The following is a 20,486-nucleotide window of genomic DNA, read 5'->3' on the forward strand; positions in this document are numbered from 1 at the left end:
ACAAGGTTATCATGCGTACAGTAAATCGCCTGTTGTTGACCGGCTTGATTGCGTTCTTGCCGCTGGCCGCCACGGCAGCTGACAGCGCACCCTCGGCAGACCCGGAAGTCACGATCCGCACCGAAGGTGACAGAACCATCCAGGAGTACCGCCAAAACGGTTTCCTGTACGCGATCAAGGTCACCGTAAAGGGCGCGCCGCCGTATTTCCTGGTGCGCGCGGACGGAACCGATGCGAACTTCATCCGTTCTGACCAGCCGGATATGCTGATTCCGTCATGGAAGATCTTCGAATGGAAATGATTTCTTAACTTAAATTGGCGCCGCCCCTCGCGGCGCCCGTACTGGCAGTTTTAACCATGTCTGTGTTCACCCCGCTGGCTCGGCCCGAGCTGGAAACCTTTCTCGGCCCTTACGGGCTCGGCCGCCTGCTTGATTTCCAGGGGATTGCCGCCGGTAGCGAAAACACCAACTTCTTTGTCAGCCTGGAACAGGGCGAATTCGTTCTGACCCTGGTTGAGCGCGGCCCAGTCGCAGAAATGCCGTTTTTCATCGAACTGCTCGACGTGCTCCATGACGCTGACTTGCCGGTGCCCTATGCGCTGCGCACCACCGACGGCGTGGCCTTGCGCGAATTGAAGGGCAAACCGGCGCTGCTGCAACCACGCCTGGCCGGCAAACATATCAAGGAAGCCAACGCGCAGCATTGCGCCCAGGTTGGCGACCTGCTCGGCCATTTGCACTTGGCCACTCAGGGCGAGAAAGTGCTGGAGCGCAAGACTGATCGCGGGCTGGACTGGATGCTCACCGAAGGTGCGCAGCTGATCTCGCACCTTAACGACGCGCAGCAGCGCCTGCTGCAAGACGCGCTGAGCGAGATCAAAGCCCACAAGGCTCACATTCTCGCGCTGCCACGCGCCAACGTTCACGCCGATCTGTTCCGCGATAACGCGATGTTCGAAGGCACACACCTGACCGGTCTGATCGACTTTTACAACGCTTGCTCAGGCCCGATGCTGTACGACGTGGCGATCGCCTTGAATGACTGGTGTTCGGACGCCGAGGGCGCGATTGATGGGCAACGCGCCCGTGCACTGCTAGGTGCGTATGCGGCTCTGCGGCCATTCACGGCCAAGGAAGCGGAGTTGTGGCCAACGATGCTGCGGGTAGCGTGTGTGCGCTTCTGGCTGTCACGCCTGATCGCCGCGGAGTCGTTTGCCGGGCAGGATGTATTGATTCATGACCCTGCGGAGTTCGAGCATCGGCTGGCGCAGCGTCAGCAGGTCACGCTCCATCTGCCGTTCGCACTCTAAAGCTGCACTCGGTCAGAAAATGTGGGAGCGGGCTTGCTCGCGAATGCGGTGGGTCAGTAACAGAGGTATTTACTGACACTCCCATTCGCGAGCAAGCCCGCTCCCACACAAGCCCGATCCCACAGTAGTTCTGTGTTGGTTGTTATAACGATTCCAGGCACCCAGCCAAGTCATTCCCCAACTTCTCCAGCACCTGCTCGTAACCCTGCGCTGTGGCCGGGGTGTAACCGCCCAACGCATCCAACTCCGCCAACTTCACCGGCAACCCCGCCACCAACGTCTCAGCCAAGCGCGGACGCAACGGCGGCTCGCTGAACACACAGGTCTTGCCGACTTCCTGCAACCGCGTACGCATTGCTGCCACGTGCTGGGCGCCGGGCTGCACTTCGGCGGCCACGCTGAACACGCCAGTGTGCTTGAGCCCGTAAGCGTCTTCGAAGTAATCAAAGGCCTCGTGGAATACGAAGTAAGGCTTGTCGCCCACACTCGCCAAGCGCGCCTTCAAACGGGCATCCAACGCATCCAGACGCTCATCGAATGCCTGCACGTTGCTCTGATACCGCGCAGCATTGGCCGGGTCGGCAGTGCTCAGGTCAGCCGCCATGCGCGCAGCGATCACGCGCGCGTTGACCGTCGAGAGCCACAAGTGCGCATCCAGGCTGCCTGGGCGGTGATCGTGATCATGTTCGTCAGCATCATCGGCGTGCGAGTGGCTATCTTCGGCGAAACGACGCAACTTCATCCCCGGCAGGTCTTGAACCGCCACGGTCGGCAGGCTACGCCCCTTAAGCACGCGCGGCAGGAAGCTTTCCATGTCCGGGCCGATCCAATAAAGCAGGTCCACCGACTGCACGCGCCGTACGTCGGATGGACGCAGGGCGTAGTTGTGCGGCGAAGCGCCGGGCGGCAACAACACCTCTGGAATGGCCACACCGTCCTGCACAGCCGCGGCAATCAACTGCAACGGCTTGATGCTCGTCAGCACCTTGACCTCGGCCTGAGCGGCCCCGGCAATGAACAAACTGGTGACAAATACGACAAAAACGGGAAAAAGTCGGGACACGATGACCACTCAATGACGTAGGAACGGGTAACATAATAACGTCTCTATCAAATGTCTGTCGCCGCTCATGCCTAAAACACCCATTGCCAGCCGCCCCCACGACCACTCTCACTGCGTGCATACCGCGCTGTCGGAGGCCGATACCCTGTGCGCACAGAAGGGCCTGCGCCTGACCGCGCTGCGTCGTCGGGTGCTGGAACTGGTGTGGCAAAGCCACAAGCCGCTGGGCGCCTACGACATTCTTGGCGTGCTCAGCGAGCAGGACGGCCGTCGCGCCGCGCCGCCAACGGTGTACCGCGCGCTGGATTTCCTGCTGGAAAACGGCCTGGTGCACCGCATCGCCTCCCTCAATGCCTTTGTTGGCTGCAACCACCCGGAACACGCGCATCAGGGCCAGTTCCTGATCTGCCGCGAGTGCCATGCGGCCATCGAGCTTGAACAAAAAAGCATCAGCGACGCCATCATCAAAAGCTCGGCCGACGTCGGCTTCAGGGTCGAAGGGCAAACGGTCGAAGTGGTCGGGCTCTGCTCGGGTTGCCAGGGGGCTTGATGAGCAATGCGTTAATCCGCCTCGAAGGGGTTGGTGTCACGTTCGCCGGGCAAAACGTGCTGGATAACATCGGGCTGAGCGTCGAGCCGGGCCAGATCGTCACGCTGATCGGCCCCAATGGCGCCGGCAAGACCACGCTGGTGCGCGCAGTACTCGGTTTGTTGAAGCCGGACAGTGGCAGCGTATGGCGCAAGCCCAAGCTACGCGTCGGTTACATGCCGCAAAAATTGCACGTCGACCCGACACTGCCGCTGTCCGTGCTGCGCTTTTTGCGCCTGGTGCCCGGTGTAGACCGCGCCCGCGCGCAGGCTGCGCTCAAGGAGGTCGGTGCCGAACAGGTGATCGACAGCCCGGTGCAAAGCATCTCCGGCGGCGAAATGCAGCGCGTGCTGCTGGCCCGCGCCTTGCTGCGCGAGCCTGAACTGCTGGTGCTCGATGAACCCGTGCAAGGCGTTGACGTTGCCGGCCAGGCCGAACTGTACAGCCTGATTACCCGCCTGCGTGACCGCCACGGCTGTGGCGTGTTGATGGTCTCCCACGACCTGCACCTGGTCATGAGCACCACCGATCAGGTGGTGTGCCTCAACCGCCACGTCTGCTGCTCCGGCCACCCGGAGCAGGTCAGTAGCGACCCGGCGTTTGTCGAGCTGTTCGGCAAGAATGCCCCGAGCCTGGCGATCTACCACCACCATCACGACCACGCCCATGATTTGCACGGCGCCGTGGTTGACGATCCCGCCGCCCCTCATACACATGTTCATGGAGATAGCTGCAAGCATGGCTGATTTTCTGCTCTACGCCCTGCTAGCAGGCTTGGCTCTGGCGCTGGTGGCGGGCCCGTTGGGCTCGTTCGTGGTCTGGCGGCGCATGGCCTATTTTGGCGACACGTTGTCGCATGCCGCGCTGCTGGGCGTGGCCATGGGCTTTTTGCTGGACGTGAGCCCGACCATCGCCGTCACCGTGGGCTGCCTGCTGCTGGCGGTGCTGCTGGTGACCCTGCAACAGCGCCAACCGCTGGCCTCCGACACACTGCTGGGGATCCTGGCGCCGAGCACCCTGTCCCTGGGCCTGGTGGTGCTGAGCTTCATGCATGAAGTGCGCATCGACCTGATGGCCTACCTGTTCGGCGACCTGCTGGCGATCAGCCCTACAGACCTTGCGTGGATCCTCGGTGGCAGCGCCGCCGTGCTGCTCTTGCTGGTGGCTCTGTGGCGTCCGTTGCTGGCGATCACCGTGCATGAAGAACTGGCCACGGTGGAAGGTTTGCCCGTGCCCGCCCTGCGCATGACCCTGATGCTGTTGATCGCGGTGGTGATTGCTGTCGCGATGAAGATTGTCGGCGTATTGTTGATCACCTCGCTGCTGATCATTCCCGCAGCCGCCGCCCAACGCCATGCGCGCTCACCCGAGCAAATGGCGATCGGCGCCAGCCTGTTGGGCATGCTTGCAGTGTGCGGGGGCCTGGCGCTGTCGTGGTTCAAGGACACGCCAGCCGGCCCGTCGATTGTCGTCACGGCGGCCGCCCTCTTTCTGCTGAGTTTTGTCCTGCCCCGTCGAGGGGTGTAGACTTGCTCGCTTTTTGCGCAAATAGAGAGTCGCAGGAATGAAGCTGTTCAACGCCCGTTATCTGCTCCTTGCCGCATTTTCCCTGCTGCTGGGCGCCTGTCAAAGTACGCCGCCCGCCGCCCCTGAGGTACCGGACGCACGCGCTGCGGCCATCGCGCAGCTTGAGCAAAACCTGGCCAGCAGCGAGCTTGCCACTGCCGAAGACGAATTGGCCGCGTTACAGGCCCAGTCGCCCAACGACCCGGCCCTTGAGGCTTACCAGCGTCAATTGGCCGAAGCCTACTTGCAGCGCAGCCAGATTGTGCTGCAAAAAGGCGATGTCAACGCTGCCGCCACGGCCCTGAGCCGTGCACGTGCGCTGATGCCCAAGGCCCCGGCACTGACCGGTGGCGTCAACAGCGCCATCAGCCATGCGCGCAAAGCCGAGCTGGATAAAGCCGAAGCCGCCTTGAAAGCCGCTGAAGCCAAGCCGCCTGCCAAAGTCATCGACCCGGCCGCTGAAAGCACCACTGTGGCGCTGAACCTCGTCGATATCGAAGAACTTCGCCATCAACTGGACGCTATCGCTACCGACGTAGTGAACTACCAGTGCGACGTGACCATTCAAGCGCCGCGCACGCAGGACTACCCGTGGCTGGCCACATTGCTGACCAAACGGGTGAAGCGAATTGATTCGGGGTATGACCTGAAGATTCACCGGCAGATTGTGAAACACATTCCGGCGCAGGTAGTGCTGATTCCGCGCAAGGCGCAATAAAAGCATCGCAGGCAAGCCCGCTCCCACATTTTGAACTGTGAATACATTCAAATGTGGGAGCGGGCTCGCCCGCGATAGCTGTCTAACCAACAACCAATGAATTAAGCCGGAATCGCCTTAGCCTTCGGCTCACGATCCCAAACCCGGTGCTGTGCAATCGCGGCAAAGAACGCCTTGAACGCTTTCGCATCCGACCCCACGATCAGCCCCGCATCCACTTCAAGCTTCAGCAGATCCAGCAACGGCTTGGCATCATTGGCAACCGTGATCGCCTTCAGGTGCTTGTACGCCTCCAGCAGGAAGTGCAACGCCACACCATCACCGCTCAATGCCTGCACCGACTTGGCGCCGCCCGGTACGAACACCGCGTCAAAGGCAATCGACGGCATGCCTTCCATCGACGCATCCACCTTCAGGCTCTTGCCATCGGCGGTGGTCACCGGCGCCGAAGTTGGCCCCAGCAGCTTGGCGTGTGCACCTTCAGCTTCCAGCGCTTTCTTCAACGCAGCAATTGCCGCGCCGTCCACGCCGTTAGCCGCGAGGATCGCAACTTTGCGCGTTTTGATATCGCCCGACAGCAGGTTCACCTGGCTCAACGCAGGCGACTCTTTGAGCGACGACTCACGCGGTGGCACGGTGCCTTTGGTTGGCGCTGGCAAACCGAGGTTCTGTGCTACGCGCTTGGCCAGCTCCAGGTCGATATTGGCCAGAATCTCGTTGACTTGACGGGCGCGTATAAACTCACGCTCCACCTTGCCCAACTCGAAGCTGTACGCCGCGATGATGTGCTCTTTCTCGTGGTGGCTCATGCTGTGGAAAAACAGCGTGGCTTGCGAGAAGTGATCGCCAAACGACTCGCTGCGCTCACGCACTTTATTGGCGTCGACACGTTCGTAATAGGTCTCGAAACCGCCATCCTGCGCAGCCGGTGGCGTTTCTTTCGGCCAGCCGCCGTCAATCGAGTTCGGCTCGTAGGCCGCGCGACCCTTGTCGATCACGGTGCGATGCTGAGCGTCGCGCTGACCGTTATGGAACGGCGTGACCGGCCGATTGATCGGCAGCTCATGAAAGTTCGGGCCACCGAGACGGCTGATCTGAGTATCCGTGTAGGAAAACAGACGGCCTTGCAGCAGTGGGTCGTTGGTGAAGTCGATACCCGGCACGATATGGCCCGGGCAAAAAGCCACCTGTTCAACCTCAGCGAAGAAGTTATCCGGGTTACGGTTAAGCACCATCTTGCCTAGCGGCGTAATCGGCACCAATTCTTCAGGGATGATCTTGGTCGGGTCGAGCAGGTCGAAGTCGAACTTGTGCTCGTCTTCTTCCGCAACGATTTGCACGCCCAATTCCCACTCAGGGTAGTCGCCGCTTTCAATCGCTTCCCACAGGTCGCGACGGTGGTAATCGGTATCTTTACCGGCAAGCTTTTGCGCTTCGTCCCACACCAGCGAGCAGGTGCCCACTTTTGGATGCCAGTGGAATTTCACAAAGCTCGACTTACCTTCGGTATTGATCAAGCGGAAGGTGTGAATGCCGAAGCCCTGCATGGCGCGCAGGCTTTTGGGGATGGCACGGTCGGACATGGCCCACAGCACCATGTGCGCGGATTCTGGCTGCAGCGAGACGAAATCCCAGAACGTGTCGTGGGCAGAACCGCCGGTGGGAATCTCGTTATGCGGCTCAGGTTTGACCGCGTGCACGAAGTCAGGAAACTTGATCGCGTCCTGAATAAAGAACACCGGCATGTTGTTACCCACCAGGTCGAAGTTACCTTCGTCGGTGAAGAACTTCACAGCAAAACCACGCACGTCACGCACCGTATCGCCCGAGCCACGCGGGCCCTGCACGGTGGAGAACCGCACAAACACCGGGGTTTTATGCTCGGGGTTGCGCAGGAAACCGGCCTTGCTCAGCGCCGAATGGTTCTCATAGGTCTGGAAATAGCCGTGGGCGCCAGTGCCGCGAGCATGCACGATGCGCTCCGGGATACGCTCATGGTCAAAGTGCGTGATTTTTTCACGCATGATGAAGTCTTCCAGCAGCGATGGGCCACGGGCGCCGACTTTCAGGGTGTTCTGGTTGTCAGAAATCTTTACGCCTTGATTGGTGCGCAGCGCCTGGCCGGTTGCGTCGGAACGGAACTCTTCCAGGGCCTGCAGCTTGGCGTTGGTGTTGCCACGGTCCAGGGTATCGGTGCCCGCGAGTTCACTCTTCGGCGGGGTAGCTGGCTTCTTGGTACTCATCAGTCAAAACTCCTTATTCAAATTGGCCAGAGCGGTCCCCGGCTCGTTTGAGCAAACCCCCAGGCACGGCACCTGGGAAATTGAGTTGCTTAAGTAGTGACTGACACGGATTTGCACCGTTCCTTTTTTATGACCTTTGATCGCGTTATTGCCAAATCGCTGGTTGAATGCGAAATAAATGCTAAGAAACACTATACGGACAGGCTAAAATGCGCGCCCGGCTAACCGCTGATCCCTTTTCCATGCGCCCCACAAGGTTCGCTACGTGATCGAGTTTCATAACGTCCATAAAACCTACCGCGTCGCCGGTAAGGAAATCCCCGCGCTGCACCCCACCAGCCTGCGTGTCGAAAACGGCCAGGTGTTCGGCCTGATTGGCCACTCCGGTGCGGGAAAAAGTACCCTGTTGCGTCTGATTAACCGCCTGGAGCAACCCAGCGGTGGCCAGATCAATGTCGACGGCGAAGAAGTCACCGCCCTGGACGCCAATGGCCTGCGCCGTTTTCGCCAGCAAGTCGGGATGATCTTCCAGCACTTCAACCTGCTTGCCTCCAAGACCGTCGCCGACAACGTAGCGCTGCCGCTGACGCTGGCTGGCGAACTGTCGCGCAAGGAAATCGACCAGCGCGTGGCTGAGCTGCTCGCCCGTGTCGGCCTGTCGGACCATGCCAAGAAATACCCGGCGCAGTTGTCCGGTGGCCAGAAGCAGCGCGTCGGCATCGCCCGCGCCCTGGCAACCAAGCCAAAAATCCTGCTGTGCGACGAAGCCACCAGCGCCCTCGACCCGCAAACCACCGCCTCGGTGCTGCAACTGCTGGCCGAGATCAACCGCGAGTTGAAGCTGACCATCGTGCTGATCACCCACGAAATGGACGTGATCCGTCGCGTATGCGACCAAGTGGCGGTGATGGATGCTGGCGTGATCGTCGAGCAAGGTTCGGTGGCCGATGTGTTCCTGCACCCCAAGCACCCGACCACCAAGCGCTTTGTGCAAGAAGCGGATCAGGTCGACGAAAGCGAGCAGCGCGATGACTTTGCTCACGTGCCAGGACGTATCGTGCGTCTGACGTTCCAGGGCGAAGCAACCTACGCGCCGCTGCTGGGTACCGTCGCCCGCGAAACCGGCGTGGACTACAGCATCCTCGCCGGTCGTATTGACCGCATCAAAGACATTCCCTACGGCCAACTGACCCTCGCCGTGACCGGCGGGGACATGGACGCCGCTTTCGCCCGCTTTACCGCGGCAGACGTCCACATGGAGGTTCTGCGCTAATGGAAATCCTGTTGAGTTTCTTCGCCAATATCGACTGGTCCGAGATCTGGCTCGCCACCGGCGACACCATGACCATGCTGCTCGGTTCGCTGTTCTTTACCATCCTGCTCGGCCTGCCACTGGGTGTGCTGCTGTTTCTGACCAGCCCGCGCCAACTGTTCGAACAAAAAGGCCTGTACGCGCTGCTGTCGCTGATCGTGAACATCCTGCGTTCGCTGCCGTTCATCATCCTGCTGATCGTGATGATCCCGTTCACCATACTGATCACCGGCACCTCGCTGGGCGTGGCCGGTGCGATTCCGCCACTGGTCGTAGGCGCGACGCCGTTCTTCGCGCGCCTGGTGGAAACCGCCCTGCGTGAAGTGGACCGCGGCATCATCGAAGCCACGCAGTCCATGGGCGCCAGCACGCGTCAGATCATCATCAATGCACTGCTGCCCGAAGCGCGCCCCGGTATTTTCGCTGCGATTACGGTGACGGCCATTACACTGGTTTCCTACACGGCCATGGCCGGTGTTGTCGGCGCCGGCGGCTTGGGCGACCTGGCGATCCGCTTTGGTTACCAGCGCTTTCAGACTGACGTGATGGTTGTCACTGTGGTGATGCTGCTGATCCTGGTGCAAATTCTGCAAACCGTCGGCGATAAGCTGGTGGTGCACTTTTCTCGAAAATAACGGCCATGGCCGGCCCCCGCCGGCGCATGCCCGAACAAGGAGCTTGCTGGATGAAAAAACTACTGGTTGCTTTCGCTGCCGTTGCCGCGTTTTCCGCCCACGCTGCCGAGACCCTCACGGTCGCCGCGTCGCCAGTGCCGCACGCGGAAATCCTGGAGTTTGTGAAGCCCGCACTCGCCAAAGAAGGCGTGGACCTGCAGGTCAAAGTCTTCACCGACTACGTGCAGCCGAACGTACAAGTGGCTGAAAAGCGCCTGGACGCCAACTTCTTCCAGCACCAGCCGTACCTGGATGAGTTCAACAAGGCCAAGGGCACTCACCTGGTGAGCGTCGGTGCCGTGCACCTGGAGCCCTTGGGCGCCTACTCCAGCAAGTACAAAAAACTCGAAGACCTGCCGGATGGCGCCAATGTCGTGATCCCGAACGACGCCACCAACGGTGGCCGCGCGTTGCTGCTGCTGGCCAAGCACAACCTGATCACCCTGAAGGACCCGACCAACATCCTGTCGACCATCAAGGACATCTCCGGTAACCCGAAAAACCTGAAATTCCGCGAACTGGAAGCCGCCACACTGCCGCGCGTGCTGACCCAGGTCGACCTGGCGCTGATCAACACCAACTACGCCCTGGAAGCCAAACTGGACCCATCCAAGGACGCCCTGGTGATCGAAGGCAACGACTCGCCTTACGTGAACATCCTGGTGACCCGCGAAGACAACAAAGACTCAGACGCCGTGAAGAAGCTGGTTGCAGCCCTGCACACGCCGGAAGTGAAAGCGTTCATTCTTGAGAAGTACAAAGGCGCGATCCTGCCGGCGTTCTGATCTGCCCCGATCTTCAAAACTCTGAAGATCAAAAATGTGGGAGCGGGCTTGCTCGCGAAGGCGCAGTGTCAGTCACCGAAGATGGTGACTGGCCCACCGCCTTCGGGGGCAAGCCCCCTCCCACATTTGTTTTGTGTTGTTTGGAAGATCAAGCAGCACACTTGCCTGCTTACGCATTGTTCAAACCTTGCACAAAACCCCTGTGGGAGCGGGCTTGCTCGCGAAAGCGCAGTGTCAGTCACCGAATTTATCGACTGAACCAACGTCTTCGGGGGCAAGCCCCCTCCCACATTTGTTTTTGTGTTGCTTGAAAGGCCTGGCCTGCGCACTTACCTGCTTACGCATTGCTCAAACCTGCACAAAACCCTGTGGGAGCGGGCTTGCCCGCGAAGGCGCAGTGTCAGCCACCGAATTTATCGACTGAACCACCGTCTTCGGGGGTAAGCCCCCTCCCACATTTGTTTTGTGTTGCTTGGAAGATCAGGCCGGCGCACTTACCCGCTACGCGTTGTTCAAACCTTGCACAAAGCACTGTGGGAGCTGGCTTGCCTGCGATGGCGGTGGGTCAGTCAGCCTATTAGCCTCTGATCCACCGCCCTCGCAGGCATGCCAGCTCCCACATGTACGGTACGGTGCCTGTTATTTACGCTGCAGCAACCCCGGCAACTGCGCCACCAGCTTTTGATTGTTCAGCGGCGCACGAATAAACCCGCGCTGCGTGCCGTCCGGCCCGATCAGCGCCAGGTTGCCGCTGTGGTCGACGGTGTAGTTGGGCTTGCTGGTATCCGCTGGAATAAACGGGATGCTCACCGCATTCGAGACCTTCTGCACATCGTCCACATTCGCGCCGGTCAGGCCTTCGAATTGCGGGTCGAAGTAGCCCAGGTATTGCTTGAGCTGAGCCGGCGTGTCGCGGTTCGGGTCGACGCTGACCAGAATCACCTGCAACTTATCCACCGCCTCTTTGGGCAGCTCGCTCTTGATCTGGCGCAGTTGGGCGAGGGTGGTGGGGCAGATGTCGGGGCAGAAGGTGTAGCCGAAAAACAGCAGGCTCCATTTGCCTTTCAACTCGTTGACCACCACCGGCTGGCCGTTCTGGTCTGTCATGGTCACTGGCGGCAGCTGGCGGCTTTGCGGCAGCAGGATGATGCCCGCGTCGATCAGCGCAGTAGGGTCGCCCTGGCCTTTGCCGCTGAGCACTTTGTTGACGGTCAGGCCCATGATCAACGCGACGATGGCCACCAGGATAAAGACGGTTTTTTGAGTTCGAGTCATAGGTTCAACAGTAAGTAGTGGTCTACGAGCAGGGCGATAAACAGCACAAACAGGTACCAGATAGAGTACTTGAAGGTGTTGATCGCCGCGTGCGGCTGGCTGCCACGGTACAGCACCCAGGCCCATTGCAGAAAGCGTGCGCCCAACACCAGCGCGCACGCCAGGTACAGCAGGCCACTCATGTGAATCACATACGGCATCAGGCTCACCGCCAGCAGGGCGAAGGTGTAGAGCAGGATGTGCACCTTGGTGTAGTGCTCGCCGTGGGTGACCGGCAGCATCGGGATGTCGGCCTTGGCGTATTCCTCCTTGCGGTGAATGGCCAGAGCCCAGAAGTGCGGCGGGGTCCAGGCGAAGATGATCAACACCAGCAGCAGCGGCTCGGCGCTGATATGCCCGGTCACGGCAACCCAGCCCAACAGCGGCGGCGCCGCGCCGGCGAGGCCGCCGATGACGATGTTTTGTGGCGTTGCGCGCTTGAGGAAGCCGGTGTAGATCACCGCGTAGCCGAGCAGCGACGCCAGCGTCAACCAGGCCGCCAGTGGATTGGTGAACGCCAGCAGCAAGGCCAAGCCTGCAACAGCCAGAAACAAAGCAAAGGCCAATGCCGCCACCGGCGACACCCGCCCTTCGGCCATCGGCCGCTTATGCGTGCGCGCCATCACCGCATCGATGCGCCGATCCACCACATGGTTGACCGCCGCCGCACCACCGGCACACAGCGCAATGCCCAGGTTGCCGAAAATCAGCACCGCCCATGGCACCCCGGCGCGGGTCGCGAGGAACATACCCACCAACGAGGTGATGAGCATCAGCACCACCACTTTTGGCTTGGTAAGTTCCAAATAGTCCCGCCAGATCGCCTGATCGCGGCGCGCGTCGATCAAGGTCGCCATGGCGTCTCTCCTTTAAGGGTGATGAGGCCCGAAACGTGTTTGCGCGGAATGAAGCGCCAGCCGAACGGCAACTGATGGCGCACCCGGACCAGGCTGGTGCGCGCGTGGTAATTGACCAGCACCAACGTCAGCAGCAACGCCGCGCCGCCTGCGTTATGGCCGACCGCCACCGGCAGCGGCAGGCCGAACGCCACATTGCTCACGCCCAGGCTGATTTGCACCGCCAGGGCGATCAGCAACAAGCCCGCCAGTCGCGTCATGCCCACTGCGCGCAATTGCCAGGCCAGCCCCAACAGCACCAGTGTCACCAGCATCGCGCCAAGGCGATGGGTCAGGTGGATAGCGGTACGCGCTTCGCTGTCGAGCTGGCCACCGAGATAGTTGGGCCCGATGTGCTGAGTGAGATGAAAGCCGTTGGCAAAGTCCGCCGCCGGCCACCACTGGCCATGGCACGTGGGCAGGTCGATACAGGCCACCGCCGCATAGTTGGAACTCACCCAGCCGCCCAGCGCAATTTGCCCGATTACCAACACCAACCCGGCAGTCGCCCAGTATTGCAGGCGCTTGGGCACGATCAACGCGGGCAGCACGCCGGACAGTCGCAGGGTCAGCAGAAACAATAAGCTCAAGGTGGCAAAACCGCCGAGCAGATGGCCGGTTACAACTTGCGGCCACAGCTTCAATGTCACCGTCCACATGCCAAACGCGGCCTGGGCGAACACCACCGCCAACACAAACAGCGGCAATTTCACCGGCTGGCCTGGATCACCCCGATGGCTCCACGAACGCGCCGCCAACAGCACGATGAGCAACCCCAAGGTGCCGGCAAAGTAGCGATGGGTCATCTCGGCCCAGCCCTTGTCGGCCTGCACCGGCGTATCAGGGAAGTGCAGCTCGGCGTGCGCCAGTTGGGCTTCGCTCTCCGGCACGCTGATAAAACCGTAACAGCCGGGCCAGTCCGGGCAACCGAGGCCGGCATGGGTCAGGCGCGTATAGGCGCCGAGCAGCACGACGATCAGCGCCAGCAAGGTGGCAAACAACGCGAGGCGAAATCCAGGTTTGGCCATGACGATGCCCTTATCCGATGTTCGACAGTTTCAGCAGCAAGCGCAGGTCGTTGAGCAGGTCCTTGCCCTTGACCTTGGCGTCGTAGCGCAGCACCAAGTTGCCGTGCGGGTCGACGATCCACAGTTGCGCATCGCCGGGTGCGGCGGCGTCCTTGGTGAAGGTCGACAGGTCCAGCGGATAGCGGTGCAGTTGCGGGTATTCGGTTTTGAGCTTGGCCGCGTAGGCGCTGCTCACTGGCTGCGCACTGGCCAAGGCATGGCTGGCGCGCGAGGCATCACGGCCCAGGCTGATTTGCAGTTGGCGCGCCAGGTATACCAACTGCTGGCACTCAGCGGCGCAGGCGGTGGGCGCGGTGACCAGCAGTTGCCAGCGATCTTCATCGGCCTGCACGCCAATGTCGGCGCGGGTCTGGCCGTTGCCGATCAGCTCGCCGTGGTAGCTGCGGCTGTCCGGCACCCAGAACTGCAACTTGTACATGAAGGTGGCCAGCGCCATCGGGCCGATCACCATCATCAGGATCAAGATCAGCTGCCAGCGGCCTTTGCGCCGGTCGGGCGCCTCAGACATGCTGGGTGGATTCATGGCCGCTCCCATGGGACTTCTCCTTTTTGTTGTGCCATCCGAGGTAGAGGTACAGCGCCAGCAGCGCCAAGGCCATGGCGAACCACTGCACGGCGTACCCCAAATGTTTTTCCGGGCCCATGGCGACCACCGGCCACGTGGTGTCATACGTGCCCGGGCCGGGTTCGGCGCGCAGTTCGTAGGCAAAACCGCCACGGCCCAATTCAGTCCACAGGGCGGCGGGGTGCAGCGCGGTAAGCAAGCGCGGCCATTGCGTGGTGGCTGGGTCGGCGTGCAGTTGGAAGGTTTCGCCGGGGGCGACGTAGACCCAGGCGTCGAGATTCAACGGTTGATCGGGTGTGGTGAAGACCGGTGGCGTGCGCCGGTCCGGCCACGGCAGCCAGCCGCGATTGAGCAACAGCCACTGGCCGCTGGCCTGATCATGAAAGGGTTGCAGCAACTCGACGCCGGCCTTGCCGTCGCGCATGCGGTTGTCGAGCAACACGCTGTGCTCGGCGTCGAACTGGCCGCGCAGGCGCACGCGGCGAAAGGCAGGGTCGGGCATCTCATTGAGCTGGACACTGCTGATGGGATCGGCCACGCGCCGCTCGGCGTAGCTGTCCACCAGCAACTGTTTTTCATGGCCGCGCGCCAGTTGCCAGAACCCCAGGCCCACCATCAACGGCAGCAGCACCAGCACCACCAGCGTGGGTGCGAGTCCTGGGCGAAAGTCTTTTATGGCGCTGGCTATACTTGTTTTCATTGCCCGCCCATCCGAAGGGAACCTGACCATGCTCAAAGCAGCCATTGCCCTGATGCTGATCGCGACTGTCGTGAGCCTGTTCAGTGGTTTGTTCTTTCTGGTCAAGGACGAGGGCAACTCCAACCGCCTCGTCACTGCCTTGACCGTGCGCGTCGTACTGGCCGCGATCACCGTGGGCTTGATCGCCTGGGGCTTTTTCAGCGGCCAGCTGGTGTCTCATGCGCCGTGGTAAGGCGCCTCACAGCACATACACGAAGAAGAACAGGCCGATCCACACCACATCCACAAAGTGCCAATACCAGCTGGCTGCCTCGAAACCAAACTGGTGCTCGGCATTGAAATGCCCGCGCAGGATGCGCATCAGCATCACGAACAGAATGATGGTGCCGATGGTTACGTGAGCGCCGTGAAAGCCTGTGAGCATGAAGAAGGTCGCGCCGTACACGCCCGAGCCGAGGGTCAGGCCCAGTTCTTTGTAGGCGTGCATGTACTCCTCGGCCTGGAAGGCCAGGAACGTCCAGCCCAGCAGCACGGTCAGCGCCAGCCAGATTTTCAGTGCGCCGCGGTGGCCCTTGCGCAAGGCATGGTGGGCGAGGGTGATGGTCACGCTGGAGCTGACCAGCAAGATCGTATTGATCAGCGGCAAGCCCCAGGGGCTGATGGTGCCCTCCGGTGGCGGGTACATTTTTGGGTCAGGGTTGTTGAGCAGCGGCCAGGTGAACTGAAAATTCGGCCACAGCATGTGCGCGATGCCCTTGTGCCCTTCACCGCCCAGCCATGGCCCCGACATGTGCCGCACATAAAACAGGGCGCCAAAGAACGCGACGAAGAACATCACCTCGGAAAAGATGAACCAGGTCATGCCCCAGCGAAACGAGCGGTCCATCTGCGGGCTGTACAAACCGGCGCGGCTTTCCTTGATCACCGCGCCAAACCAGCCGAACAGCATGTAGGCCAGCAATAGCCCACCGACGAAAAAGATCCACGGCCCGTGGGATTCCGGGCGCGCCGCCTTCAGATCGTTAAACCACACAGCCAAACCGTACACGGTGGTGAGCATGCCCAGGGTGGCAATTATTGGCCATTTGCTTTGCGCTGGTACGTAGTACGTATCATGAGACGACATGTATTCGCTCTCCTGATTGAGGGGGCAAACAGTAGCTAGCCGCCGGTATGGACGGCCACCGGCGGTTGGCGCGCAGTGATGTCAAACAGCGTGTACGCCAGGGTCAAATGCTTCACATCCTTGGGCATGTCGCGGTCGACGATAAAACGCACCGGCATTTCAATGCGCTGGCCGGGCTGCAGCACTTGCTGGGTGAAGCAAAAGCACTCGGTCTTGTGGAAGTACATTGCCGCTTCGGCCGGGGAAATGCTCGGCACTGCCTGGGCTTTCATGACCTTGTCGGTGGGGTTGTAGGCGACGAACAGCATCTCGGTGACCGCACCGGGGTTCACCACCACTTCGTCCGCCTTGGAGTGAAACTCCCAGACCATGTCGATGGCATTGGTCGACAGGAACTGCACTCGCACCTGGCGCGTGGGGTCGACGACTTGCTCACCTTCGTACTGCCCGGCGGTCTTGCCGTTGATGCCGAACGCCTTGCACATCACGTCGTAAATCGGCACCAGAGCGAAGCCGAAGGCGAACATCGCCACCACCAGAATCAGCAGACGGGTGACCAGGCGCTTGATGGGGATGGAATCAAGCATGGCAGCCACCCCGCTTTTGACTTTCTGTGGGAGCTGGCTTGCCTGCGATGAAGGTCTGGCAGTTGATAGATTCGGTGACTGACACACCGCTATCGCAGGCAAGCCAGCTCCCACAGGAGAGCGAGGTAGCCTGGGCCAGGGTATTCACTTGACCTCCGGCGGCGTGGTGAACGTGTGATACGGCGCGGGCGAGGGGATGCTCCATTCCAAACCTTCGGCACCATCCCACGGCTTGGCCGGCGCCGGCGGGCCGCCGCGGATGCACTTGATGACGATGAACAGGAAGAAGATCTGCGTGGCGCCAAACATGAATGCGCCAATCGAGGAGACCATGTTGAAGTCGGCGAACTGCAGGTTGTAGTCCGGGACCCGGCGCGGCATGCCGGCCAGTCCCACGAAGTGCATCGGGAAAAACGCCATGTTCATGCCGATGAAGGACAGCCAGAAGTGCAGCTTGCCCAGGGTTTCGTCGTACATGTGCCCAGTCCATTTGGGCAGCCAGTAGTACGCCGAGGCGAAGATGCCGAAGATCGCGCCAGGTACCAGTACGTAATGGAAATGCGCCACCACAAAGTAGGTGTCGTGGTACTGGAAGTCCGCCGGGGCAATCGCCAGCATCAGGCCGGAGAAGCCGCCGATGGTGAACAGGATCACGAAGGCCACGGCAAACAGCATCGGCGTCTCGAAGGTCAGCGAGCCTTGCCACATGGTGCTGACCCAGTTGAACACCTTCACGCCCGTCGGCACGGCGATCAGCAGCGTGGCGTACATGAAGAACAGCTCGCCCACCAGCGGAATGCCCACCACGAACATGTGGTGCGCCCACACAATGAACGACAGGAACGCGATGCTCGCCGTGGCGTAGACCATCGAGGTGTAGCCGAACAGCGGCTTGCGCGAGAAGGTCGGGATGATCGAACTGACGGCGCCGAAGGCCGGCAGAATCATGATGTACACCTCGGGGTGGCCGAAGAACCAGAACACGTGCTGGAACAGCACCGGGTCACCGCCACCGGCGGCACTGAAGAAGCTGGTGCCGAAGTGGATGTCCATCAGCATCATGGTCACGCAGCCGGCCAGCACCGGCATCACCGCGATCAACAGGAACGCGGTGATCAGCCAGGTCCAGACAAACAGCGGCATCTTCATCAGGGTCATGCCAGGGGCGCGCAGGTTGAGAATGGTCGCGACCACGTTGATCGCGCCCATGATCGAACTGATGCCCATCAGGTGGATGGCAAAAATAAAGAACGTCACACTTTCCGGCGCGTAGGTGGTGGACAGCGGGGCGTAGAAGGTCCAGCCGAAATTCGGCCCGCCGCCGGGTGTGAACAACGTGGAAACCAGCAACAGGAACGCCGCTGGCAGCAGCCAGAAACTGAAGTTGTTCATGCGCGGCAGGGCCATGTCCGGCGCGCCGATCATCAGCGGGATCATCCAGTTGGCCAGGCCGACAAAGGCCGGCATCACCGCGCCGAACACCATGATCAGGCCGTGCATGGTGGTCATCTGGTTGAAGAACGCCGGCTGCACGATCTGCAGGCCGGGCTGGAACAGCTCGGCGCGGATCACCATGGCGAACGAGCCGCCGAGCAGGAACATGGTGAAGGCGAACCACAGGTACATCGTGCCGATGTCTTTGTGGTTGGTGGTCAGCACCCAGCGCATCAGGCCTTTGGCGGGGCCATGGGCATGGTCGGCGTGACCATGGTCATCGATCACAGTGCTCATGGCCGTTCTCCTGCAAAGGAATGGGCTGTGCGGTTCGGGGCATACGCAGTTGAGGCCGTCATTTGCTTTCCGCCTGTTTCAAAGCCAGCACGTCTTTGGGCGTGACCATGTCGCCTTTGTTGTTGCCCCAGGCGTTGCGTTCGTAGGTCACCACGGCGGCGATGTCCACCTCCGACAGCTGTTTGCCGAAGGCGGCCATGGCGGTGCCAGGCTTGCCGAAATACACGCGGTGCAGGTGATCTTCCTTAGGCCCGGTGGCGATCGGCGAGCCTTTGAGCGCCGGGAACATCGGCGGCAGGCCTTGGCCCTCAGCCTGGTGACAGGCCACGCAGGTGGTGTGGTAAACCTTGTCGCCACGCGCCACCAGCTCTTCAAGTGTCCACTCTTTGGAGGTCAGCTCCTTGAGCTTGGCCGCTTCTGCCTTGCGCTCGCCGAGCCAAGTGTCGTAGTCGGCCTGGGATTTGACCTCGACCACAATCGGCATGAAGCCGTGGTCCTTGCCGCACAATTCAGCGCACTGGCCACGGTAGATGCCGGGCTTCTCGATGCGCGTCCAGGCCTCGTTGACGAAGCCGGGAATGGCGTCGCGCTTGACCGCAAAGGCCGGCACCCACCACGAATGAATCACGTCGGCGGCAGTCACCAGAAAGCGCACTTTGGCGCCTACCGGCAGCACCAGGGGCTGGTCGACTTCGAGCAGATAGTGCTCGCCCTTGGTGGCCTGGTTATGGATCTGCTCGGCAGGGGTGGCCAGGTTGCTGAAGAATTCCACGTCCTGGCCCAGGTATTTGTAATGCCACTTCCACTGATAACCGGTGACCTGGATATCGATATCCGACTCGGTGCTGTCGTAGATGTTGATCAGGGTCTTGGTCGCCGGGATGGCCATCGCTACCAGGATCAGCAACGGCACCACGGTCCAGAGGATTTCCACGGTCGTGCTCTCGTGAAATTTGGCAGCCACCTGGCCCGTGGACCGGCGGTGCAGGATCATCGACCAGAACATCGCGCCAAACACGACAATGCCGATCACCACACAAATCCAGAAGATGGTCATGTGCAGGTCAAACACGGCGTGACTGACTTCAGTAGCCCCTGGCGCCATATTCGTTGTCCAGGCGGCGTGCGCCTGGCCGAATACCGACCACAACAGTAGGCCCATCCAAACGTGTGGATGTCGCGTCATTGCGGGTTCCCCTTTATGTTTCTTGTTATCCCGCCGGTTTGCACCTGCGGCGAAGGGAGCGGCTTCCATACTGCTTACAACCGCCAAGCCTTGCCTGCTTCATGCAGTTGGGCGTCATCAGCTAATTGCGTACAAAATCGAGTATAGACAGCCGGGGCAACCCCGCAATGTGTAGGGGCAAATGAGCACAAACAGACGGGCGGGCCCAATAAATACGGGGGCGCAAACGTTTATCCGACGAACGATGGCGATTCGATATAACGCATGCGCATAACCATGAAATAATTATGACAAACGCGTCTTAGGCCCTCGTATAAACGAGCTACCTTGTTCTTTCCCTTTTCCTACGCCTGTTTCAATGGAGCTTTCATGAACACCGCCGCATTGCGCGAGCAGATTTCCCGTGCCCATCAACACGAAGCCAGCACTGGCCAGCTTGCCCAGCAACTGGAAAAACAATTGCCGCACCTGCATTCGGCCATTTCCCTGGCTGACGGTGATCGCAACATTGTCATGACCCGTTTTGTTACTGCCTACATCGAGCTTGTCCCTGACTTGCTGGAAGCCGCCAATGACGTGGCGCGCGAAGCTGGCATCGAAAGCCAGATCAAGCCGGTACTGAAAATCGCCGAGCATTTCTTCCTGCAACCGCCCGCGATTCTTGCCGGCCACGAAGGCCTCGACGGCCTGCTGGACGAGGCCTACCTGGCCCATCGCCTGGTAGAAGAAGTCAACGATCTGTACATCACGCACTTCGGTCAGCCGTTGATTCCGGCGGACACCACCGTGGCCAACTTGATCGCTCATCAGTTGATCGGCGAAGCATTTGCCAACCAGTTGGACGAAGCCGTGCATTTGGCGGTGGATGAAATGCTCAACGAAGACAGCTTTGCGCTGGAGTCGGTCGAAGCTTACCGCGAGACGCTCAAGAGCCCGAACACGGAAGCGGCGTGGAAGCGCTGGCCGTGCCTGTCGCGGCAGCTGGGGGTTGAGTTGGCGTTGGATCAGCCGGCTTAACTCTTCAATATGAT

Annotated in this window: 22 protein-coding genes; 11 read left to right on the forward strand and 11 right to left on the reverse strand. The window is 60.7% G+C overall.

Features of this window, described 5'->3' with window-relative positions:
• Window positions 1–11 precede the first annotated feature (11 nt).
• Window positions 12–302, forward strand: a complete 291-nt coding sequence (locus NTD89_RS00190; protein ID WP_145158523.1) for a DUF2782 domain-containing protein — start codon at window positions 12–14, stop codon at window positions 300–302.
• A 56-nt stretch (window positions 303–358) separates the two neighbouring features.
• Window positions 359–1,312 carry a homoserine kinase gene (locus tag NTD89_RS00195; protein WP_262206024.1) on the forward strand — a complete coding sequence of 318 codons (954 nt, stop codon included), beginning with the start codon at window positions 359–361 and terminating at the stop codon, window positions 1,310–1,312.
• Window positions 1,313–1,454: 142 nt separating this feature from the next.
• Here NTD89_RS00195 and NTD89_RS00200 read toward each other — a convergent pair whose 3' ends face one another.
• On the reverse strand, window positions 1,455–2,384 hold the full coding sequence (locus NTD89_RS00200; RefSeq protein ID WP_262206025.1) for a zinc ABC transporter substrate-binding protein: 930 nt from the start codon (window positions 2,382–2,384) through the stop codon (window positions 1,455–1,457).
• Window positions 2,385–2,442: 58 nt separating this feature from the next.
• Here NTD89_RS00200 and NTD89_RS00205 point away from each other — a divergent pair, with 58 nt between their 5' ends.
• The 4 genes from NTD89_RS00205 to NTD89_RS00220 are packed head-to-tail and all read left to right on the forward strand — an operon-like array spanning window position 2,443 to window position 5,248.
• Complete coding sequence (locus NTD89_RS00205; RefSeq protein ID WP_106576033.1) at window positions 2,443–2,925, forward strand: Fur family transcriptional regulator; 483 nt, start codon at window positions 2,443–2,445, stop codon at window positions 2,923–2,925.
• Window positions 2,925–3,710, forward strand: a complete 786-nt coding sequence (gene znuC, locus NTD89_RS00210) for a zinc ABC transporter ATP-binding protein ZnuC (RefSeq protein ID WP_145158518.1) — start codon at window positions 2,925–2,927, stop codon at window positions 3,708–3,710. The genes NTD89_RS00205 and znuC overlap by 1 nt, the downstream gene beginning before the upstream one ends.
• Window positions 3,703–4,491 (forward strand): zinc ABC transporter permease subunit ZnuB, encoded by a 789-nt coding sequence (gene znuB / locus NTD89_RS00215; protein ID WP_094949676.1) that lies wholly within the window; start codon window positions 3,703–3,705, stop codon window positions 4,489–4,491. Before znuC ends, znuB begins: the two co-directional genes overlap by 8 nt.
• A 37-nt stretch (window positions 4,492–4,528) precedes the next feature.
• Complete coding sequence (locus NTD89_RS00220; RefSeq protein WP_262206026.1) at window positions 4,529–5,248, forward strand: PA5502 family lipoprotein; 720 nt, start codon at window positions 4,529–4,531, stop codon at window positions 5,246–5,248.
• Window positions 5,249–5,349: 101 nt separating this feature from the next.
• Here the strand turns inward: NTD89_RS00220 and katE are convergent, their stop codons facing one another.
• Window positions 5,350–7,491: a catalase HPII gene (gene katE, locus NTD89_RS00225; RefSeq protein ID WP_106576029.1), complete on the reverse strand. Its 2,142-nt coding sequence runs from the start codon at window positions 7,489–7,491 to the stop codon at window positions 5,350–5,352.
• A 265-nt stretch (window positions 7,492–7,756) separates the two neighbouring features.
• Here katE and NTD89_RS00230 point away from each other — a divergent pair, with 265 nt between their 5' ends.
• From NTD89_RS00230 to NTD89_RS00240, 3 genes are read left to right on the forward strand one after another with little or no spacing between them, the layout of a single operon-like run.
• Window positions 7,757–8,764 (forward strand): methionine ABC transporter ATP-binding protein, encoded by a 1,008-nt coding sequence (locus NTD89_RS00230; protein ID WP_145158580.1) that lies wholly within the window; start codon window positions 7,757–7,759, stop codon window positions 8,762–8,764.
• Window positions 8,764–9,438, forward strand: a complete 675-nt coding sequence (locus NTD89_RS00235; protein WP_106576027.1) for a methionine ABC transporter permease — start codon at window positions 8,764–8,766, stop codon at window positions 9,436–9,438. The genes NTD89_RS00230 and NTD89_RS00235 overlap by 1 nt, the downstream gene beginning before the upstream one ends.
• A 50-nt stretch (window positions 9,439–9,488) precedes the next feature.
• Complete coding sequence (locus NTD89_RS00240; RefSeq protein ID WP_106576026.1) at window positions 9,489–10,262, forward strand: MetQ/NlpA family ABC transporter substrate-binding protein; 774 nt, start codon at window positions 9,489–9,491, stop codon at window positions 10,260–10,262.
• A 639-nt stretch (window positions 10,263–10,901) separates the two neighbouring features.
• On the opposite strand, the gene NTD89_RS00245 is transcribed toward NTD89_RS00240, so the two are convergent.
• The 5 genes from NTD89_RS00245 to NTD89_RS00265 are packed head-to-tail and all read right to left on the reverse strand — an operon-like array spanning window position 10,902 to window position 14,825.
• Window positions 10,902–11,537 (reverse strand): SCO family protein, encoded by a 636-nt coding sequence (locus NTD89_RS00245; protein ID WP_145158510.1) that lies wholly within the window; start codon window positions 11,535–11,537, stop codon window positions 10,902–10,904.
• Window positions 11,534–12,433, reverse strand: coding sequence for a heme o synthase (gene cyoE / locus NTD89_RS00250; protein ID WP_262206027.1), 900 nt, complete (start codon window positions 12,431–12,433; stop codon window positions 11,534–11,536). Before cyoE ends, NTD89_RS00245 begins: the two co-directional genes overlap by 4 nt.
• On the reverse strand, window positions 12,421–13,500 hold the full coding sequence (locus NTD89_RS00255) for a COX15/CtaA family protein (RefSeq protein ID WP_262206028.1): 1,080 nt from the start codon (window positions 13,498–13,500) through the stop codon (window positions 12,421–12,423). Before NTD89_RS00255 ends, cyoE begins: the two co-directional genes overlap by 13 nt.
• Before the next feature lie 10 nt (window positions 13,501–13,510).
• Window positions 13,511–14,095, reverse strand: coding sequence for a hypothetical protein (locus NTD89_RS00260; protein WP_262206030.1), 585 nt, complete (start codon window positions 14,093–14,095; stop codon window positions 13,511–13,513).
• Window positions 14,061–14,825 carry an SURF1 family protein gene (locus NTD89_RS00265; RefSeq protein ID WP_262206032.1) on the reverse strand — a complete coding sequence of 255 codons (765 nt, stop codon included), beginning with the start codon at window positions 14,823–14,825 and terminating at the stop codon, window positions 14,061–14,063. Before NTD89_RS00265 ends, NTD89_RS00260 begins: the two co-directional genes overlap by 35 nt.
• 28 nt (window positions 14,826–14,853) lie before the next feature.
• Here NTD89_RS00265 and NTD89_RS00270 point away from each other — a divergent pair, with 28 nt between their 5' ends.
• Window positions 14,854–15,057 (forward strand): twin transmembrane helix small protein, encoded by a 204-nt coding sequence (locus NTD89_RS00270; RefSeq protein ID WP_016969525.1) that lies wholly within the window; start codon window positions 14,854–14,856, stop codon window positions 15,055–15,057.
• A 6-nt stretch (window positions 15,058–15,063) separates the two neighbouring features.
• Here NTD89_RS00270 and NTD89_RS00275 read toward each other — a convergent pair whose 3' ends face one another.
• The 4 genes from NTD89_RS00275 to coxB all read right to left on the reverse strand — a co-directional run bounded on the left by NTD89_RS00275 (window position 15,064) and on the right by coxB (window position 19,455).
• Window positions 15,064–15,951 carry a cytochrome c oxidase subunit 3 gene (locus tag NTD89_RS00275; protein WP_262206033.1) on the reverse strand — a complete coding sequence of 296 codons (888 nt, stop codon included), beginning with the start codon at window positions 15,949–15,951 and terminating at the stop codon, window positions 15,064–15,066.
• A 35-nt stretch (window positions 15,952–15,986) separates the two neighbouring features.
• Complete coding sequence (locus NTD89_RS00280) at window positions 15,987–16,538, reverse strand: cytochrome c oxidase assembly protein (protein ID WP_242200501.1); 552 nt, start codon at window positions 16,536–16,538, stop codon at window positions 15,987–15,989.
• Between the two features lie 144 nt (window positions 16,539–16,682).
• Window positions 16,683–18,269: a cytochrome c oxidase subunit I gene (ctaD, locus tag NTD89_RS00285; RefSeq protein ID WP_106576019.1), complete on the reverse strand. Its 1,587-nt coding sequence runs from the start codon at window positions 18,267–18,269 to the stop codon at window positions 16,683–16,685.
• 58 nt (window positions 18,270–18,327) lie between these two features.
• Complete coding sequence (gene coxB, locus NTD89_RS00290; protein ID WP_119741308.1) at window positions 18,328–19,455, reverse strand: cytochrome c oxidase subunit II; 1,128 nt, start codon at window positions 19,453–19,455, stop codon at window positions 18,328–18,330.
• Between the two features lie 369 nt (window positions 19,456–19,824).
• On the opposite strand from coxB, the gene NTD89_RS00295 reads away from it, so the two are divergent.
• Window positions 19,825–20,472: a hypothetical protein gene (locus NTD89_RS00295; RefSeq protein WP_145158496.1), complete on the forward strand. Its 648-nt coding sequence runs from the start codon at window positions 19,825–19,827 to the stop codon at window positions 20,470–20,472.
• The last annotated feature ends 14 nt before the right edge of the window (window positions 20,473–20,486 follow it).

This window comes from Pseudomonas sp. 14P_5.3_Bac1 (assembly GCF_025466135.1).
GTDB lineage: Bacteria > Pseudomonadota > Gammaproteobacteria > Pseudomonadales > Pseudomonadaceae > Aquipseudomonas.

Bases quoted from the DNA above. Each gene is read 5' to 3' on its own strand.
- NTD89_RS00190 (WP_145158523.1), top strand. From the start codon at position 12: ATGCGTACAGTAAATCGCCTGTTGTTGACCGGCTTGATTGCGTTCTTG.
- NTD89_RS00195 (WP_262206024.1), top strand. From the start codon at position 359: ATGTCTGTGTTCACCCCGCTGGCTCGGCCCGAGCTGGAAACCTTTCTC.
- NTD89_RS00205 (WP_106576033.1), top strand. From the start codon at position 2,443: ATGCCTAAAACACCCATTGCCAGCCGCCCCCACGACCACTCTCACTGC.
- znuC (WP_145158518.1), top strand. From the start codon at position 2,925: ATGAGCAATGCGTTAATCCGCCTCGAAGGGGTTGGTGTCACGTTCGCC.
- znuB (WP_094949676.1), top strand. From the start codon at position 3,703: ATGGCTGATTTTCTGCTCTACGCCCTGCTAGCAGGCTTGGCTCTGGCG.
- NTD89_RS00220 (WP_262206026.1), top strand. From the start codon at position 4,529: ATGAAGCTGTTCAACGCCCGTTATCTGCTCCTTGCCGCATTTTCCCTG.
- katE (WP_106576029.1), bottom strand. From the start codon at position 7,491: ATGAGTACCAAGAAGCCAGCTACCCCGCCGAAGAGTGAACTCGCGGGC.
- NTD89_RS00235 (WP_106576027.1), top strand. From the start codon at position 8,764: ATGGAAATCCTGTTGAGTTTCTTCGCCAATATCGACTGGTCCGAGATC.
- NTD89_RS00240 (WP_106576026.1), top strand. From the start codon at position 9,489: ATGAAAAAACTACTGGTTGCTTTCGCTGCCGTTGCCGCGTTTTCCGCC.
- NTD89_RS00245 (WP_145158510.1), bottom strand. From the start codon at position 11,537: ATGACTCGAACTCAAAAAACCGTCTTTATCCTGGTGGCCATCGTCGCG.
- cyoE (WP_262206027.1), bottom strand. From the start codon at position 12,433: ATGGCGACCTTGATCGACGCGCGCCGCGATCAGGCGATCTGGCGGGAC.
- NTD89_RS00255 (WP_262206028.1), bottom strand. From the start codon at position 13,500: ATGGCCAAACCTGGATTTCGCCTCGCGTTGTTTGCCACCTTGCTGGCG.
- NTD89_RS00260 (WP_262206030.1), bottom strand. From the start codon at position 14,095: ATGGGAGCGGCCATGAATCCACCCAGCATGTCTGAGGCGCCCGACCGG.
- NTD89_RS00265 (WP_262206032.1), bottom strand. From the start codon at position 14,825: ATGAAAACAAGTATAGCCAGCGCCATAAAAGACTTTCGCCCAGGACTC.
- NTD89_RS00270 (WP_016969525.1), top strand. From the start codon at position 14,854: ATGCTCAAAGCAGCCATTGCCCTGATGCTGATCGCGACTGTCGTGAGC.
- NTD89_RS00275 (WP_262206033.1), bottom strand. From the start codon at position 15,951: ATGTCGTCTCATGATACGTACTACGTACCAGCGCAAAGCAAATGGCCA.
- NTD89_RS00280 (WP_242200501.1), bottom strand. From the start codon at position 16,538: ATGCTTGATTCCATCCCCATCAAGCGCCTGGTCACCCGTCTGCTGATT.
- ctaD (WP_106576019.1), bottom strand. From the start codon at position 18,269: ATGAGCACTGTGATCGATGACCATGGTCACGCCGACCATGCCCATGGC.
- coxB (WP_119741308.1), bottom strand. From the start codon at position 19,455: ATGACGCGACATCCACACGTTTGGATGGGCCTACTGTTGTGGTCGGTA.
- NTD89_RS00295 (WP_145158496.1), top strand. From the start codon at position 19,825: ATGAACACCGCCGCATTGCGCGAGCAGATTTCCCGTGCCCATCAACAC.